Source organism: Clostridium neonatale (genome assembly GCF_001458595.1).
GTDB lineage: Bacteria > Bacillota > Clostridia > Clostridiales > Clostridiaceae > Clostridium > Clostridium neonatale.
In genome coordinates this window covers 1,879,193-1,895,443 of sequence record NZ_LN890328.1, presented here as the reverse complement: position 1 = coordinate 1,895,443, position 16,251 = coordinate 1,879,193, and the positions used below count along the sequence as shown (strand labels likewise).

Genomic DNA, 16,251 nt, shown 5'->3' with positions numbered 1-16,251 from the left:
AAGGCTGCCTCTTTTACTTTATTAGAAACTTTTTAAAAGGGTAATTGTTTACATATAAAGATATATTAGATATAATTTAATTATGAAAGGAGCTGGTCAATAATGGAGATAAGTAAAGGGAAATGTATATTTTTGGTTGTTTTTTGTATTATTTTTGTTATGGTTGTAAGTTCGCTGAGTGCAATTGTAGTTTTTAGGATTAATAATAAGGAAATACAAACTAATGTACAAGAAAAAATTAATAACAAAGAATAAAAAAAGTATTAAAAGGATAGAATATGGATTCTAAATTTAAAGTTAAACAAATTACAAAATTATATGAAAGTTGCAATAAATGCGGATTACCAATAATAAATTGTATATGCAATATTGTGCCTAAGATAGAGACTAAAGCAAAGATATGGATATTATCATCAGAAAAAGAATTTAGTAGGCCTTCAAATACAGCTAGATTACTAAAATTGGTTAACCAAAAATCAACGGAGTTATTCCTTTGGGAGAGAAAAAATATTCCTGAAAAATTAATTGATTACATTAATAGTAAAGAGTATGAAATATATATACTATTTCCTACAGAAAATGATGAATCGTTAGAAAGAAAATTTGAATATAAAGCTTCAAAAAAAACGCCAGCATTTATTATTTTGGATGGCACATGGAAAGAAGCTGCAAAAATGTTTAGAAAGAGTGATTATTTAAAAAAACTGCCGCGAATTTCATTAAATCCAATTTATAAGTCAGAATATACTTTGAGAAGAGGTGCATCGGAAGGAGAGTTATGTACTGTCGAAACCGCAATCGAAGTACTTAAGTTAAATCATGAAACTGATAATGCACAATCAATTAAAGGTACATTCGATTTGTTTATGAAAAGTTTTAAAGCAGGAGTTAATGGAGTAAAGTTAAAATGTATATAATTATTAAAATTAAAAATAAAAGTTAAATACACTAGAAGTTTTATTTTGCTCAAAATAAAATTTCTAGTGTATTTAACTTTTGTTATACATTATGTCCATTAAACGCTAAAATTAAAAACTATGGGAAAAATATTTATAACACTCAAGATAAATTTAAAATCATTAAATGAAATGATATTTAGAACCTTTAAATTTGAGAAGAAAAATTTTATTGAAGTCACATAGATAACATTTTACAAATTAGTATATTTATAAAGATATAAACTTAAAAGTATTAGAATAAATATATTCATAAATATTAGTTCATATATGTGTAAAAACTTAAGAATTTGCTTATTTACTGGGGATAAGAAGAAGTTTTTAAGATGTTAAACAGAATTAGAATAAAAATTTTTTTCGGATTTCTAACATTATATAATAGTTAGATTTTAAGCAGTGAATTAAAATGAAAAAATGTTCTTTGAAAATTAAATAGCTATATTTTTATTCAACTCTTTTAAAAAGCCAAAATAGATACAATTGTAAATTTATAATTCATTTAGTAAAATATGCTTATGAAGTAGAAAAATGAAAAGAGGCAATTGAGTAATAATATATTAAGAAACATATAGAAGGGAGGATTTTATGGATAGTGAATTAGACAAATATAAAAAAATGATAGCTAAGAATCCTAAGGATCCCAAAATAAATTCATGGATAGGGAATTATTATAAGAAAAATAATGATTTTATAAAAGCGTTAAAATATTATAAGAAGGCTTTTGAAGTAGATTCGTATAATCATTATTATTGCAAAATTATAGGGGATATTTATGAAAAATTAGGTGATTTAAATAAAGCACAAAACTATTATAAAAAAGCAGTTAATTTAGAAAATTTTGAAATGGATCAAGGTTTAACAAAATATTTAGATGCAATTAAAGATAAGCCAAATGATGCAAAAGGATACTTTTTGTTAGGATCTTATTATGAAAGATATAAAAGGTATGAAAAATCTTTAAAATATTATATAAAAGCTTTTGAATTTAATAATAAGAGCGAGCTTTATTGTAATAAAATAGGTAAAATCTATGAGAAGTTAGGTCAAGAAGATAAAGCTAATAATTATTATGATACAGCAATTAAATTAAATCCTTCATCTAAGGAAAAAAGAGCTTTACTTAATAAAATAGAAAATAATGAAAGAATTTCGGTTAATGATTTTTTTGAAGGCAATTATGTGAAAGGTTCTTTTGCATCAAATGCATGTACTGATGAATTTGATGTTAAGGAATTTTATGCGATTTTTAAAGAGATAGAGAAAAAAGAAAATGTTAAGGAAGTATATATAGAAATATCTGATGTAGATGTTGAAGAAGAATGGCCATACTCAGATACTGCTTTTGTTGTTACAACAGCAAATGAAGAAGAGATAGAATCTTGGTTTAAAGAAGCATCTCCAAGTGAAATAGATGAGCATATATCTATTGAGAAGCTTAAAGATGGTTATAAATTATATTGTTTATGGTGGAATTAAACTTATTATATATTTCATATTGCTAATGGAGATGATAAAATGAACGTAAATATTGTATTATTTAATGATTTTGAAACATTAGACATTTTTGGACCACTAGAAATATTAGGTAAAGTGCAAGAGTATGATATTCACTACTATTCACAAAATGGTGGAATGATTACAAGCAGACAAAAAACTCAAATTATAACAGAGGATATTGATTTGGCTGATAAAAAAGGTATTTTAGTTATTCCAGGTGGACAAGGAACAAGAGAACTTGTAAATGATGAATCATTTCTTAATATGTTGAAAGTAATAGCAGAAGAATCTGGATTCTGCTTATCAATATGTACAGGTTCAGCTCTTCTTGCAAAAGCAAATGTATTAAACGGAAAAAGTGCAACATCAAATAAGCAAGCATTTGAATGGGTTAAATCTATTAATGATACTGTTAATTGGGTACAAAAAGCAAGATGGGTTGTAGATGGAAAGTATTATACATCATCAGGCGTTTCAGCAGGAATTGATATGACGTTAGGATTTGTAAGTGACAGGTTTGGAGAAGAAAAAGCAAATGAAATAGCTCATAATATTGAATATGTTTGGAACTCTGATAGTAAGAATGACTTATTTTCCAAATAGATATTTATAGACAATCATCAATGATATAAATAAAGATATGATGATTGTCTATATTTTTCTTATTAGAAATTTCAAGTTATACAAATCAGATATTATTTGGATTTTTTGTAGAACATGGAACTCCAACTAAGCATTTGCCACAAACATCAACAAGTCCAAGATTATCATGAAATTTATCATTAATTAAGCACATTTCATAACATTTATGCCTGTCAAAAGAATCTATTTTTAATGCATCATTAACGCATCTTTCAACACATTTTTTACATATATTTAAACTTTTATATAAGCAGTTTTCATTTTTAATTTTAGAAGAAGGCTCTATTTTCATATCTGTTACAAAGCTTCCAACACGTCCACAACATCCTTTATCAGTGATAAGCATATTGTTAATTCCAAATGTACCAAGCCCAGCAATAGCTGCAACATGTCTATGAGACCAGTCACTTATAAGCTTTTGAGTATCAAAATTGTGAGTGGCAGGAATTATATTAGAGTTAAAACCTAATTTTTCTAGCTCAGATTTGATGAATGTATTTAAATCATATATTAATTTATTTGTTTCTATATAAGCTATTGACCATTCTTTTGATGAATGTTTATGGGCTATATTACTTTTTATAATATCACCATTAAATGGTATGAAGTATGTAACTACAGTTTTGGCATTAGATAAAAAATCATGAGGCATTGCATGGGTAGGACTTACTAATTCCTTAAGTTTAATAAAGTCTTCATTAAATGCATCTGCATATGCAATTAAGGGTTCATTCCAGGAAGTAGTGGTATTATGATTTTGAGAATATTCTCTAATAAAAGTTTTTATAAGGTTTTCTAATTTATCTTTCATACGATTCTCCTATATTTTAACAATTATAATTTTATATTTGAAAAAGCAGGTATTTATATACAAGTATATCACAATATTTATGAATTTATTGGAATTTATGCATACATGACTTCAATATAAATTAAGCCTATTTCTATATGTATTAAATTAAGAATTAAAAAATTATGATTTTATATACTGTACAAAAAACAATGAATAGATATAAAATATAATAAAGACTAGAATTTTGATATGAATAGAAATACAAAGATAAGAATATATCATGATATAGTTATGATGAGCTACGAACAATTTATTTAATAAGGCTATGCCTATATTGCAAATGAAAAGTGAATTTAGGAGGATAGGATAATGAGAATTTCTACAAAAGGAAGATATGCATTAAGATTAATGCTTGATTTAGCCATTAATGAAAATGGTAAGCCAATAAGAATAAAAGAGATTTCTGAAAGACAAGAGATATCAGATAAATATTTAGAACAGATAATAGCTATCTTAACAAAAGCAGGCTATGTAAGAAGTGTAAGAGGACCACAAGGCGGATATAATTTATCCAAAAAGCCAAGAGAATATACAGTAGGAAGTATTTTAAGATTAACAGAGGGAAGTCTATGCCCAGTACCATGTTTAGAAGACGAAGTAAATACATGTGAACGTGAAAATGAATGTGTAACAGTTATACTATGGAAAAAGATCGATGATGCAATTAAAGGTGTTGTTGATAATGTTACATTAGAGGATTTAGTAGAATGGCATAATAGTAAAATTGATAATTACGTTATATAATTGCTGAAAATAAATTGGCATTTATATAAATAAAAGATTATTTAGTAGGGCTGTTATAAGATTTTTGTGCAGTAGAAATTTTTGATACATTCATATTTATTATGTATACAAATTTTACTCATGAAGTTATATACTAGTAAGAATAAAAAAGCTATAAGCAATGTTGTAAGGGGGAAGAAAATGAAAAAAGGGGCATTTGCAGTTTTGATGTGCTACGTACTTTGGGGGATTCTTCCGATATTTTGGAAACTTTTAAACCAATTAGATCCAGTGTACATTTTAGCATCACGAATATTTTGGTCATTAATATTCTGCTTTGTATTAATAATTTTTAAAAAAGAATCATTAAAGATTAAAGAGGTAATTAAAAATAAGAAAGAAATTTTATTGCTGTGTGCAGCAGGGGTTATGGTTAGTATTAATTGGGGAAGCTATATATGGGCAGTAAACAACAATCATATTCTTGAAGCAAGTTTAGCTTATTATATGAATCCAATAATAACAATTTTAATGGGATTTGCTTGTTTTAAAGAAAAATTAAATAAGAACCAATGGATTTCTGTTGTTATAGCTTTCATAGGTGTTATGATACCAATAATAAGATATGGACAGGTTCCATATTTGGCAGTTATAATTGGAGGAAGTTTTGCAATATATGGAGCAATTAAAAAAATGGTAAAAGCTGAAAGTCAAGTTTCACTTATAATTGAAACAGCAGCAGTAACACCAATTGCAATAGTATATATAATTTATGCAGAAATAAATGGAATTGGAGCTATTGGAGTTATTCATAATCCAATGCAGTTTTTGTTATTACCATTAGCAGGAATAATAACTGCTGTACCATTATTGCTTTTTGCACAAGGCATAAAAAGCACACCATATTCTTTAGCAGGAATATTAATGTATGTTAATCCAGCTTTACAATTGCTTATAGGAGTTATTTTATATAAAGAAAAATTTACAGCAATTAATGCAATTACATTTGGGTTCATTTGGATAGCATTAATAATTTTTCTTATGAGCAATATGGATATTAGTAAAAAGACTGAATTAGCTTAGTAGAAGAAGAGTTAAAGAAATAAATCTTTCGATTTCTTTAACTCTTTTTGTTTTTATCAAGAAATGTATAAAGTACAGTAAGTTTTTGCTTAAAAAATTCTATTTCTAGAAGATAAATTTTTAGTGAATAAATATAAATCATATAAATCCTATTGACAAACTCGGAATAAAGAGTCTATAATACAAATATAAGTAAAAATAAGAAGAAAATGCAATGTAAATGCAGAGCTTTTTATAAATATAGTAGTAGCTTAAAAAATTATACTTATTAAAATTAAATAGGACAAGTCTGTTTAGATTTACGATTTTATCATTAATAAATAACGAAGAATTATAAATATATATATTAAAAGGAGAGAATAATTATGGCAAAAATAGCAAAGAAATTAACAGATTTGATTGGAAATACACCATTACTTGAGTTAAGTAATTATGAAGAAAAGAACGGTTTAGAAGCAAATATTATTGCAAAACTTGAATACTTTAATCCACTAGGAAGTGTTAAGGACAGAGTTGCAAATGCAATGATTGAAAAAGGAATTAAAGATGGCAAAATAAATAAAGACACTGTTATTATTGAGCCTACTAGTGGAAACACTGGAATCGGACTAGCTTTTGTAGCAGCTGCCAAAGGTCTTAAATTAATTCTTACAATGCCAGATACAATGAGTATTGAAAGAAGAAGAATTGTAGCGGCATTAGGAGCTGAAATAGTTCTTACTCCAGGTGCAGATGGAATGAAAGGTGCAATAAAAAAAGCTGAAGAATTAGTAGCTGAATATGGAAATGCAATTATACCACAACAATTTGAAAATGAAGCTAATCCTGAAGTACACAGAAAAACTACAGCAGAGGAAATTTGGAATGATACAGAAGGAAAAGTAGACATTTTTGTAGCTGGAGTTGGTACTGGTGGTACTGTCACTGGTAATGGAGAAGTATTAAAAGCTAAAAATCCTAATATCAAAATTGTGGCAGTTGAACCTGCAAGCTCTCCAGTATTATCAGGTGGTAAGCCTGGTCCACATAAAATTCAAGGTATAGGTGCAGGTTTTATACCTGGCGTAATGAATCTTGATATTGTTGATGAAATTATTAAAGTTGAAAATGATGATGCATTTGAAGCATCTAGAAGTGTTGCTAAAACAGATGGGGTATTAGTTGGAATTTCATCTGGGGCAGCAATACATGCAGCAACAGAACTAGCTAAAAGACCTGAAAATAAAGGGAAAAACATTGTTGTGTTATTACCAGACACAGGTGAAAGATATCTATCTACTCCTTTATTTGAATAAAAATATGTCTTATATGAGATAAGAGTACTAATGTTTATAGCACTCTAAATATTAAAAGTTTTTTTACACCAGTATACTAAAAAATGCTGGTGTTTTTTTGCACATTATTTTATAGAAAGCATATCTATAAAATAAATCATAGATTTCCTATTGACATACTCGGAAAAGGAATGTATACTCCTAAATATACCATAAATAAACAAAAATGGGGTGAAAGTAAGAAATGAGTAAAATTGGGGCTATAATCTCTCACAGATATGGAAATATGCGATGTTGCATGTATTATAAAGCAAAAATAAAAGCATATTGAATTACTGATAAGGAGAGAAGATTATGAAAATAAGAAAGATTATTAGTTTAGGGTTAGCAACATTATGTGCTTTAGGAGCATTTTCAGGATGCGGTGAAAGTTCAAATGCAGAATCTGATGCGAAAAAAACAATTGAAATTACAAATGTATCATACGATCCAACAAGAGAATTATATGAAGCATATAATAAAGAATTTGCAAAGTACTGGAAAGAGAAAACTGGACAAGATGTTAATATAACTCAATCTCATGGCGGTTCTGGGAAACAAGCACGTTCAGTTATTGAAGGAAATGAAGCAGATGTAGTAACTTTGGCATTAGCACATGACATTACATCAATTGAAAATGCAGGATTAATAGAAAGTGGATGGATTAACGAATTTAAATCGAACAGCTCACCATACACATCAACTATTGTCTTTCTTGTAAGAAAGGGAAACAGCAAGAATATAAAAGATTGGGATGATCTTGTAAAAGATGGAGTAGGGGTTATTACACCAAATCCAAAAACATCAGGAGGAGCTTGCTGGAATTTCCTTGCTGCATGGGCGTATGCGGATAAAAAATATAATGGAGATGCGGAAAAGATAAAAGAATTTGTTAAAAATCTTTATGAAAATGTACTTGTGTTAGATTCAGGTGCAAGAGGTGCTACAACAACATTTGTTGAAAATGGACAAGGCGATGTGTTGATTGCTTGGGAAAATGAAGCTTATTTATCTGTAAAGGAGCATCCAGATGAATTTGAAATTGTAACTCCTAGTTTAAGTGTTTTGGCAGAACCATCAGTTGCAGTTGTAGATGAAACTGTAAAGAGAAGGGGAACTGAAGAAGTATCTAAAGCTTATTTAGAATATTTATATTCTGACACAGCACAAAGAATTGCTGGAGATAATTTTTATAGACCATCTAATGAAGAAATTTTAAAAGAATATAAAGATGTATTTAACCTTAATATTAACCTTGTAACTGTAGATGAAAAGTTTGGCGGATGGGATAAGGCATATAAAGACTTTTTTGAGGATGGAGCTATATTTGATCAGATTTATCAAGAAAAGTAATGAATAAACTTATAATTGAGATACTACGCTATAATTTGGAATAAAATTATTAAAAGTAAAAACTAATAATTAAGAACTAAGAGTTAAGAAAAAAATAGCAGTGATGTTTTAAAAGTAAATTATAGAAAACCTATGTTTTCCATCTAAAACTATTCACTTTTAGTTCTTATTTTTTTACTCATCTACAGGAAAGAGGATGTGAGTTATGGAGAAAATATCATTAAGTATAAAAAGAAAAAGTGGAAAGAGAATTATACCGGGGTTTGGACTTTCTATGGGTATTACAATATCAATGCTAAGTTTGACTATATTGCTTCCTGTTGTTTCCATAGTAATATGTGCCTCAAATTTAAGCTTTAAAGAGTTCTTAGAAGTTGTTACTTCACGTGCAGTTGTATCAGGCTATAAGGTAAGCTTTGGGTGTGCATTTATTGCAGCAGTAGTTAATGGTATATTTGGAATGATTCTTGCATGGGTATTAGTGAGATATGATTTTCCAGGGAAAAGGTTATTAGATGGCTTGATAGAATTACCATTTGCACTTCCAACAGCAGTGGCTGGAATTGCACTTACTTCTTTATATTCAAATGAAGGATGGATTGGAAGTATTTTTTCAAATTTTGGTATACAAATAGCTTATACGAAGATAGGAATAATTATAGCTATGATTTTTATTGGAATACCATTTGTAGTACGTTCTATACAGCCTGTTTTAGAAAAGTTAGATAAACAGTATGAAGAAGCAGCTGCAATGCTTGGAGCAAGTGAGAGAAGAACATTTTTCAAAGTGATATTTCCAGAGATATTTCCAGCAATGCTTACAGGATTTGGACTTGCTCTTGCAAGAGGTATTGGTGAATATGGAAGTGTAGTTTTTATAGCAGGAAATATACCTTATGAGACACAAATTGCACCACTTTTAATTGTATCAAAGTTAGAACAATTAAAGTATACGGATGCAACAGCAATTGCACTTGTAATACTAGCTACATCATTTTCAATTTTATTTGTTATAAATATTATTCAATCTCTAGTGAATAAAAGGACAAGCTAGGAGGCAGAAATGAGTAAAGATAATAATTTTAAATCTACAAAATATATATTAGTGACAATAAGTATTTTATTTGTTTTGATAATGCTTGTACTGCCTTTAATTGTTGTTATTGTGTATGCATTAAAGAAAGGACTCAATTCTTATACAAATGCAGTACTTGATATATACACCATCAAAGCATTAAAACTAACTTTATTTACAAGCATAGCAGCTGTATTGGTGAATACAATATTCGGACTGTTTGCAGCATGGTGTATTACTAAATTCACCTTTAGAGGAAAACAGGTTCTTACTACATTAATAGATATTCCATTTGCAATGTCACCAGTTGTAGCAGGACTTCTTTTTACATTAACTTTTGGGAGAATGGGCTGGGCACATCCATTTCTTATGAGTCATAATATAAAAATAGTTTTTGCTGTCCCAGGAATAGTACTTGCAACAATATTTGTAACGTTTCCATTTGTGTCAAGAGAAATTATACCAGTACTTAATGCACAAGGTACTGATGAGGAAGAAGCAGCAGCACTTATGGGAGCAGGTGGATTTAGAATTTTTAGAAAAATAACTTTTCCATATATCAAATGGGCATTTTTATATGGAATCATCTTATGTTCAGCACGTGCAATGGGGGAATTTGGAGCAGTTTCTGTTATTTCAGGTCACTTAAGGGGAAAAACAAATACACTGCCACTGCATGTTGAAATATTATATAACGAATTTAAATTATCAGAAGCATTTGCTGTATCTTCTCTATTAGTAATAATGGCAATTATAATATTGATTCTAAAAAATATTGTTGAATATAAGTCGAAGAAAGTTGGTGGTGCAGATGTACGTTGAATTAAAAGATATAAATAAAACTTTTGAAGATTATAAAGCTTCAAATAATGTTAATTTTGGAATTGAGAAGGGTAAACTTATTGGGCTTTTAGGTCCAAGTGGAAGTGGAAAAACAACAATTCTTAGAATGATTGCAGGACTTGAGTCACCAGACTCAGGTGATATCTTTATAAATGGTATCAGAGTTAATGATTTAGCTGCCAGCAAAAGAGGAATTGGATTTGTATTTCAAAGTTATGCACTTTTTAGATATATGACTGTATTTGATAATATAGCGTTTGGTCTACAGGTGCAAAAAAAGAGTAAAAAAGAAATAAAGGAAAGAGTTACAGAAATGATAGAGCTAGTTGGATTAAAAGGAATGGAAAATAGATATCCAAATGCACTATCTGGAGGACAGAGGCAAAGAGTAGCCTTTGCAAGAGCTTTAGCACCAAATCCACAGCTTTTACTTCTTGATGAACCTTTTGCAGCAATTGATGCTAAGGTTAGAAAAGAACTTAGAAGCTGGCTTAAAGAAATGATTTCAAGAGTTGGTGTAACAAGTATTTTTGTTACACATGACCAAGATGAAGCAATTGAAGTTGCAGATGAAATAATAATCACAAATAAAGGAAGAATTGAACAGGTTGGAACACCTATTGAAATATATAAACATCCAGAAAATGCATTTGTTGCAGAATTTATAGGACAGTCTACATCTTTTGATAAACATTATGATTTAAAAGGATTTACAGATATTAAAAATTTAGAAAAAGCAGTTATAAGACCAGAGTTTATTGGAATAAAGAAACTGGGAAATTTAAATCAGTATATGAGTGCGGCAGAAGAAGGAATTATTGAAGAAATATCATTTCGTGGAAGTTATATAGAAGTTAAGGTTAATGTAAAGGGGCTGATTCTTACTGCAAATCGTTCTTTAGAGGAACCTGAAGTTAAGCTTAATGAAAAGGTAAATGTACTAATTTATAGATTATATGCATTTGAAAATGCTAAAGCTGTATTAATAGAAAATGCAGCAATGGAAGATAGAAATCCAGTATTTATTTAAAGTTTCAGCGTAGATTTAAATTTAGGGGGCGATTTTTTGAAAACTGAGGTAGATATAAAGCATCTTAAAACAGATGTATTAATCATTGGTGGTGGAACAGCTGGATGCTATGCTGCAATTACGCTTAGAGAAAATTCAGATCTTTCTGTTTTGATTGCTGAAAAAGCCAATATAAAACGTAGTGGATGTCTTGCGGCAGGTGTAAATGCAATCAATGCATATATTGTAAAAGGAAGAAAGCCAGAGGATTATGTTGAGTATGCTAAAAAGGATGCAGAAGGAATTGTACGAGAAGATCTGCTTCTTACAATGTCTCAAGGTCTAAATAAAGTAACAAAAAAATTAGAAGATTTAGGTCTTGTTATTTTAAAAGATGAAAATGGAGAATATGTTGCACGAGGCAATAGAAATATAAAAATTAATGGTGAAAATATAAAGCCTATATTGGCAGATGCTGTAAAGAAGTTAAATGGCGTTACAGCATACAATCATATGAATGTTATAGATTATGTTGTTAAAGATAATAAGATTTATGGAGCATTTGCAATAGATGTAAATAAAGACGTTTTATATTTTATAGAAGCTAAAAAGGTTATATGTGCAACGGGTGGAGCAGCAGGTCTTTATAAACCTAACAATCCAGGCTTTTCAAGGCATAAAATGTGGTATCCACCTTTTAACACAGGTGCAGGGTATGCAATGGGAATAAGAGCCGGTGCTGAAATGACAACTTTTGAAATGCGTTTTATAGCATTAAGATGTAAAGACACAATAGCACCTACAGGAACAATTGCCCAAGGTGTTTTAGCAAAACAGATAAATTCTAAAGGTGAGGTTTATGAAAGTAAATATGGGATTACAACATCTGAAAGGCTATATGGAACAGTAAGAGAGAATATTGAAGGAAGAGGTCCATGTTATTTAAAAACACAAGGAATTAAAGAAGAATTAAATGATGAATTAAAAAAGGCATATCTTAATATGGCACCAAGCCAGACATTAAAATGGATAGAAAGTGGAAAGAATCCAAGTGAAGAAAATGTTGAAATTGAAGGAACAGAACCATACATAGTTGGAGGGCATACTGCAAGCGGATATTGGGTAGATACAAATAGAAAAACAACTATACATGGACTTTATGCAGCTGGAGATGTGGCAGGTGGATGTCCTCAAAAATATGTAACAGGAGCTCTTGTAGAAGGAGAAATTGCAGCATTATCTATAATTCATGATTTAGACGGTAAAAATAAAACAAACTTAGAAGTTAATAATTTAAAGATTAAAAATGAAGCTGAAATAAAAGATCATGAAAAAGAGCTGTTAATCAAAGAGAAGAAATATGAGATTGAAAGTATTTTAAATGAAGAAAATGAAAGCTTTACTGTTGAAGAATTAGAAGAAGCAATGCAGAAAATAATGGACAGTTATGCAGGTGGTATAGGCAGCAATTATCAATATAATGAAAGACAGCTTCATATGGCTGATGAAAAGATAAGAAATTTAATTTCATTAACTTCACATCTTGCTGCTAAAGATATGCATGAGCTTATGTTTATATATGAATTAAAAGAGAGGCTTACAGTATGTTTATCTGTAATTGCTCATTTAAAGGCAAGAAAAGAGACAAGATGGCACAGCTTTGCAGAGAATTTAGATTATCCAGAGAAAAGTGATGTATACCTTAAGTATGTAAATTCAAAAGCAGTTGATGGAAAGATACAAATTATTTTTCGAGAACTTGTAGGAGGAAAAGAAAAATATGAGCATAAAGATTGATAAAGATAAATGTATAGGATGCAGGCAGTGCTTAGAAGCATGCCCAGGGAATCTTATAAAAATGGATGATAATAAAAAGGCTTTTATTAAATATCCAAAAGACTGCTGGGGATGTACGTCTTGTGTTAAAGAATGCAAAAGTCAGGCTATTTCATTATATCTTGGTGCAGATATTGGGGGAAGAGGAAGCACACTTACTGTTAAAGAAGATGGTGAACTTGTACACTGGAAGGTAGAAAAACCAGATGGTGAAACATATGTTATAGATTTAAATCCAAAGGATTCAAATAAATATTAATGTAGTTCAAATCTTGATATAAGTGAAGTATTAAAAATAGAAAAAATTTAAATAAATATCAATTAAGTCAATTTAAATTTTTATATAAGTAAATATAGGAAATAGTCAAATAAATACTTAATTATAAATCTGCTATGGCAGTAGAAATGGAGGCTATATATGAGTGAATTATCTCATTTAGATGAGTTAGAAGCAGAAGCAATATATATTATAAGAGAAGTTGCAGCAGAGTGCGAAAAGCCAGTAATGCTGTATTCAATAGGAAAGGACAGTTCAGTAATGCTTCATTTGGCAATGAAGGCATTTTATCCTGAAAAACCACCATTCCCATTCTTGCATATAGACACTACATGGAAGTTTAAAGAAATGATTAAATTCAGAGATGAAACAGCAAAAAAGCTAGGTATAGAAATGCTTAAGTACACCAATGAAGAAGGTGTAAGACAAGGAATAAATCCATTTGATCACGGCTCAGCTTATACAGATATTATGAAAACACAGGCTTTAAAGCAAGCTTTAAGTAAATACGGATTTACTGCTGCCTTTGGTGGGGGCAGGCGTGATGAAGAAAAATCAAGAGCAAAGGAACGTATTTTTTCTTTTAGAAATGAAGCTCATGCATGGGACCCTAAAAATCAAAGGCCTGAAATGTGGAAATTATTTAACACGAAAATAAATAAGGGAGAAAGCATGAGAGTATTCCCTATTTCTAACTGGACAGAAAAAGATATATGGCAATATATAAAAAGAGAAAATATTGATATTGTACCATTATATTTTGCAAAAGAAAGACCAGTTGTGTATAGAGATGGAAATATAATTATGGTGGATGATGATAGATTAAAATTAAAGCCTGGTGAAGAAATTCAATATAAAAAAGTAAGGTTTAGAACTCTCGGATGCTATCCATTAACTGGCGGATGTGAATCAGAAGCCACAACACTTGATGAGATAATCGAAGAAACTTTAAGTGCAGTTTCATCAGAAAGAACAACAAGAGTTATTGATAATGAAGCAGCAGGAAGTATGGAAAGAAGAAAAAGGGAGGGATATTTCTAAGATGAAAGGATTACTTAAATTTATTACATGCGGAAGTGTAGATGATGGAAAATCAACTCTCATAGGACATATATTATATGATGCAAAACTTCTATATGCGGATCAGAAAAGGGCATTAGAACTTGACAGTAAGGTTGGAAGCAGAGAAGGAAAAATAGACTATTCACTTTTGCTTGATGGACTTATGGCTGAAAGAGAACAGGGAATAACTATTGATGTTGCATATCGTTATTTTACAACAGATAATAGAAGCTTCATTGTTGCAGATACACCAGGACATGAAGAGTATACAAGGAATATGGCAGTTGGAGCATCATTTGCTGATTTAGCTGTTATACTTGTTGATGCAGAGCAGGGAGTTTTAATTCAAACAAGACGTCATGCCAGAATTTGTTCTTTAATGGGAATCAAGCATTTTGTATTTGCAGTAAATAAAATGGACTTAATAAATTATGATGAAAATAAATTTTTAGAAATTGAGAAAGTTATTAATGATCTTTCAAAAGAACTTTCACTTAAAGATGTAAAAATAATTCCTTTATGTGCTACAGAAGGAGATAATATAACTACGAAATCAGAAAATATTTCATGGTATAATGGTGAACCTCTTTTAGCTTATCTTGAAAACGTAGATGTATCCGATGAGGATGAAGAAGGATTTTATATGCCAGTGCAAAGGGTATGCCGCCCAAACCATGAATTTAGAGGGTTTCAAGGACAGGTTGAAGCAGGAAGAATAGCAATCGGAGATGAAATAACAACACTTCCAAGTAATGAAAAAGCATATGTGAAGAGTATCAACATTGGTGATAAAGAAAGTAAAGATGCATATAAAGGTCAGCCTGTTACTATTACATTAAATAAAGAAGTAGATGTATCAAGGGGATGCGTTTTATTCAAAGATTCTGAGATTAACACAGAAAAGCATATTGAAGCTACTATTTTATGGATGGATGATAGTAAATTAAATAATGGACAAGAGTTTTTAGCTAAGATTGGAACAAAACTAATACCAGCAGTTGTATCAAAAATTGAATATGCAATTGATGTAAATAGTGGCGAGCATAAGGAAGCAAGTTCTTTAACAAAAAATGAAATTGCATACTGCAAGATTGTTTTGGCAGAAAACATAGTTGTAGATAATTTTAAATCTCATAAAACTCTAGGCGAACTTATTTTAATTGACAGGGTAAGTAATATGACTTCAGCATGTGGTGTAATAGAATGCTTAGAAGAAAACTTAAAGAATGATGTAGCATTTGTATATGAAAATCTAAGTGCAAGAGGAGATATATTTGAAGAATTCTATTATAACTTAGATAGTTTAAATGTATCAAAATATTATGATAAGCATCCAAAATACACAGTAGGCGATACAATTCCAACAAAGGGAGAAAGTTATAATTATCCAGATAATTTTGATATTTTAATCTTAAGAGATAATGTGGCTGTTAAAGTTAGAGATAAAAAAATAAGTGAAATTATTGTACTTGATAAGTATAGTTATGGCAGCTATCCAGTTATAAATGGAAGAGGTTTTGAAATTAAAGTTTATTCAGATGATGAACTTAAAGCATTTTTAAGTGAATATAATACTAATAAAGAGGATTCAGAAAGTGAAATATTTAATAAGTGGATGAATTTTGGAACTTACCGTCAGGTTGTATTTCATGATAATTACTGGGTGATTTAATTGATACTAATATGCATAAGTGAGAAATTTAATACTAACTAAAAATCCTATTTAGAA

General features: G+C 29.6%; 16 protein-coding genes. 15 read left to right on the top strand and 1 reads right to left on the bottom strand.

Translation table 11 applies throughout. The annotated features are described in order from the left end of the window. Positions 1 to 102: 102 nt before the first annotated feature. From BN2920_RS21490 to BN2920_RS15440, 4 genes are all read left to right on the top strand, one after another. Positions 103 to 255, top strand: a complete 153-nt coding sequence (locus BN2920_RS21490) for a hypothetical protein (RefSeq protein WP_157065785.1) — start codon at positions 103 to 105, stop codon at positions 253 to 255. A gap of 23 nt (positions 256 to 278) precedes the next feature. Then, positions 279 to 917, top strand: a complete 639-nt coding sequence (locus BN2920_RS15450) for a tRNA-uridine aminocarboxypropyltransferase (protein WP_058295875.1) — start codon at positions 279 to 281, stop codon at positions 915 to 917. 624 nt (positions 918 to 1,541) lie between these two features. Next, positions 1,542 to 2,432 carry a tetratricopeptide repeat protein gene (locus tag BN2920_RS15445; protein ID WP_058295874.1) on the top strand — a complete coding sequence of 297 codons (891 nt, stop codon included), beginning with the start codon at positions 1,542 to 1,544 and terminating at the stop codon, positions 2,430 to 2,432. A 39-nt stretch (positions 2,433 to 2,471) separates the two neighbouring features. Beyond that, positions 2,472 to 3,056, top strand: a complete 585-nt coding sequence (locus BN2920_RS15440; protein ID WP_058295873.1) for a DJ-1/PfpI family protein — start codon at positions 2,472 to 2,474, stop codon at positions 3,054 to 3,056. Positions 3,057 to 3,141: 85 nt separating this feature from the next. Here BN2920_RS15440 and BN2920_RS15435 read toward each other — a convergent pair whose 3' ends face one another. Next, positions 3,142 to 3,906: a hypothetical protein gene (locus BN2920_RS15435; protein ID WP_058295872.1), complete on the bottom strand. Its 765-nt coding sequence runs from the start codon at positions 3,904 to 3,906 to the stop codon at positions 3,142 to 3,144. A 351-nt stretch (positions 3,907 to 4,257) separates the two neighbouring features. Here BN2920_RS15435 and BN2920_RS15430 point away from each other — a divergent pair, with 351 nt between their 5' ends. The 11 genes from BN2920_RS15430 to BN2920_RS15380 all read left to right on the top strand — a co-directional run bounded on the left by BN2920_RS15430 (position 4,258) and on the right by BN2920_RS15380 (position 16,194). Further along, positions 4,258 to 4,692 carry an RrF2 family transcriptional regulator gene (locus tag BN2920_RS15430; RefSeq protein WP_058295871.1) on the top strand — a complete coding sequence of 145 codons (435 nt, stop codon included), beginning with the start codon at positions 4,258 to 4,260 and terminating at the stop codon, positions 4,690 to 4,692. Positions 4,693 to 4,872: 180 nt separating this feature from the next. Further along, entirely contained in the window at positions 4,873 to 5,754 is an 882-nt protein-coding gene (gene rarD, locus BN2920_RS15425; RefSeq protein WP_058295870.1) for an EamA family transporter RarD, read from the top strand. A 365-nt stretch (positions 5,755 to 6,119) separates the two neighbouring features. Then, the gene (gene cysK / locus BN2920_RS15420) at positions 6,120 to 7,049 is read left to right on the top strand and encodes a cysteine synthase A (protein WP_058295869.1); all 930 of its coding nucleotides are present in this window, start codon (positions 6,120 to 6,122) and stop codon (positions 7,047 to 7,049) included. A 333-nt stretch (positions 7,050 to 7,382) separates the two neighbouring features. Then, the gene (locus tag BN2920_RS15415; RefSeq protein WP_058295868.1) at positions 7,383 to 8,420 is read left to right on the top strand and encodes a sulfate ABC transporter substrate-binding protein; all 1,038 of its coding nucleotides are present in this window, start codon (positions 7,383 to 7,385) and stop codon (positions 8,418 to 8,420) included. 205 nt (positions 8,421 to 8,625) lie between these two features. Beyond that, positions 8,626 to 9,474, top strand: coding sequence for a sulfate ABC transporter permease subunit CysT (cysT, locus tag BN2920_RS21485; RefSeq protein WP_058295867.1), 849 nt, complete (start codon positions 8,626 to 8,628; stop codon positions 9,472 to 9,474). 9 nt (positions 9,475 to 9,483) lie between these two features. Further along, complete coding sequence (gene cysW, locus BN2920_RS21480; RefSeq protein WP_058295866.1) at positions 9,484 to 10,317, top strand: sulfate ABC transporter permease subunit CysW; 834 nt, start codon at positions 9,484 to 9,486, stop codon at positions 10,315 to 10,317. After that, on the top strand, positions 10,307 to 11,368 hold the full coding sequence (locus tag BN2920_RS15400) for an ABC transporter ATP-binding protein (protein WP_058295865.1): 1,062 nt from the start codon (positions 10,307 to 10,309) through the stop codon (positions 11,366 to 11,368). Before cysW ends, BN2920_RS15400 begins: the two co-directional genes overlap by 11 nt. 36 nt (positions 11,369 to 11,404) lie before the next feature. Further along, positions 11,405 to 13,144: an adenylyl-sulfate reductase subunit alpha gene (locus BN2920_RS15395; protein ID WP_058295864.1), complete on the top strand. Its 1,740-nt coding sequence runs from the start codon at positions 11,405 to 11,407 to the stop codon at positions 13,142 to 13,144. After that, positions 13,128 to 13,442: a 4Fe-4S dicluster domain-containing protein gene (locus BN2920_RS15390; protein WP_058295863.1), complete on the top strand. Its 315-nt coding sequence runs from the start codon at positions 13,128 to 13,130 to the stop codon at positions 13,440 to 13,442. Before BN2920_RS15395 ends, BN2920_RS15390 begins: the two co-directional genes overlap by 17 nt. A 159-nt stretch (positions 13,443 to 13,601) precedes the next feature. Further along, positions 13,602 to 14,501 carry a sulfate adenylyltransferase subunit CysD gene (gene cysD, locus BN2920_RS15385; protein WP_058295862.1) on the top strand — a complete coding sequence of 300 codons (900 nt, stop codon included), beginning with the start codon at positions 13,602 to 13,604 and terminating at the stop codon, positions 14,499 to 14,501. Between the two features lies 1 nt (position 14,502). Beyond that, positions 14,503 to 16,194: a sulfate adenylyltransferase subunit 1 gene (locus BN2920_RS15380; RefSeq protein ID WP_083498834.1), complete on the top strand. Its 1,692-nt coding sequence runs from the start codon at positions 14,503 to 14,505 to the stop codon at positions 16,192 to 16,194. The last annotated feature ends 57 nt before the right edge of the window (positions 16,195 to 16,251 follow it).

Bases quoted from the DNA above. Each gene is read 5' to 3' on its own strand.
- cysK (WP_058295869.1), top strand. From the start codon at position 6,120: ATGGCAAAAATAGCAAAGAAATTAACAGATTTGATTGGAAATACACCA.
- BN2920_RS15380 (WP_083498834.1), top strand. From the start codon at position 14,503: ATGAAAGGATTACTTAAATTTATTACATGCGGAAGTGTAGATGATGGA.
- cysW (WP_058295866.1), top strand. From the start codon at position 9,484: ATGAGTAAAGATAATAATTTTAAATCTACAAAATATATATTAGTGACA.
- BN2920_RS15450 (WP_058295875.1), top strand. From the start codon at position 279: ATGGATTCTAAATTTAAAGTTAAACAAATTACAAAATTATATGAAAGT.
- BN2920_RS15415 (WP_058295868.1), top strand. From the start codon at position 7,383: ATGAAAATAAGAAAGATTATTAGTTTAGGGTTAGCAACATTATGTGCT.
- cysD (WP_058295862.1), top strand. From the start codon at position 13,602: ATGAGTGAATTATCTCATTTAGATGAGTTAGAAGCAGAAGCAATATAT.
- BN2920_RS15400 (WP_058295865.1), top strand. From the start codon at position 10,307: ATGTACGTTGAATTAAAAGATATAAATAAAACTTTTGAAGATTATAAA.
- BN2920_RS15445 (WP_058295874.1), top strand. From the start codon at position 1,542: ATGGATAGTGAATTAGACAAATATAAAAAAATGATAGCTAAGAATCCT.
- BN2920_RS15430 (WP_058295871.1), top strand. From the start codon at position 4,258: ATGAGAATTTCTACAAAAGGAAGATATGCATTAAGATTAATGCTTGAT.
- BN2920_RS15435 (WP_058295872.1), bottom strand. From the start codon at position 3,906: ATGAAAGATAAATTAGAAAACCTTATAAAAACTTTTATTAGAGAATAT.
- cysT (WP_058295867.1), top strand. From the start codon at position 8,626: ATGGAGAAAATATCATTAAGTATAAAAAGAAAAAGTGGAAAGAGAATT.
- BN2920_RS15440 (WP_058295873.1), top strand. From the start codon at position 2,472: ATGAACGTAAATATTGTATTATTTAATGATTTTGAAACATTAGACATT.
- rarD (WP_058295870.1), top strand. From the start codon at position 4,873: ATGAAAAAAGGGGCATTTGCAGTTTTGATGTGCTACGTACTTTGGGGG.
- BN2920_RS15390 (WP_058295863.1), top strand. From the start codon at position 13,128: ATGAGCATAAAGATTGATAAAGATAAATGTATAGGATGCAGGCAGTGC.
- BN2920_RS21490 (WP_157065785.1), top strand. From the start codon at position 103: ATGGAGATAAGTAAAGGGAAATGTATATTTTTGGTTGTTTTTTGTATT.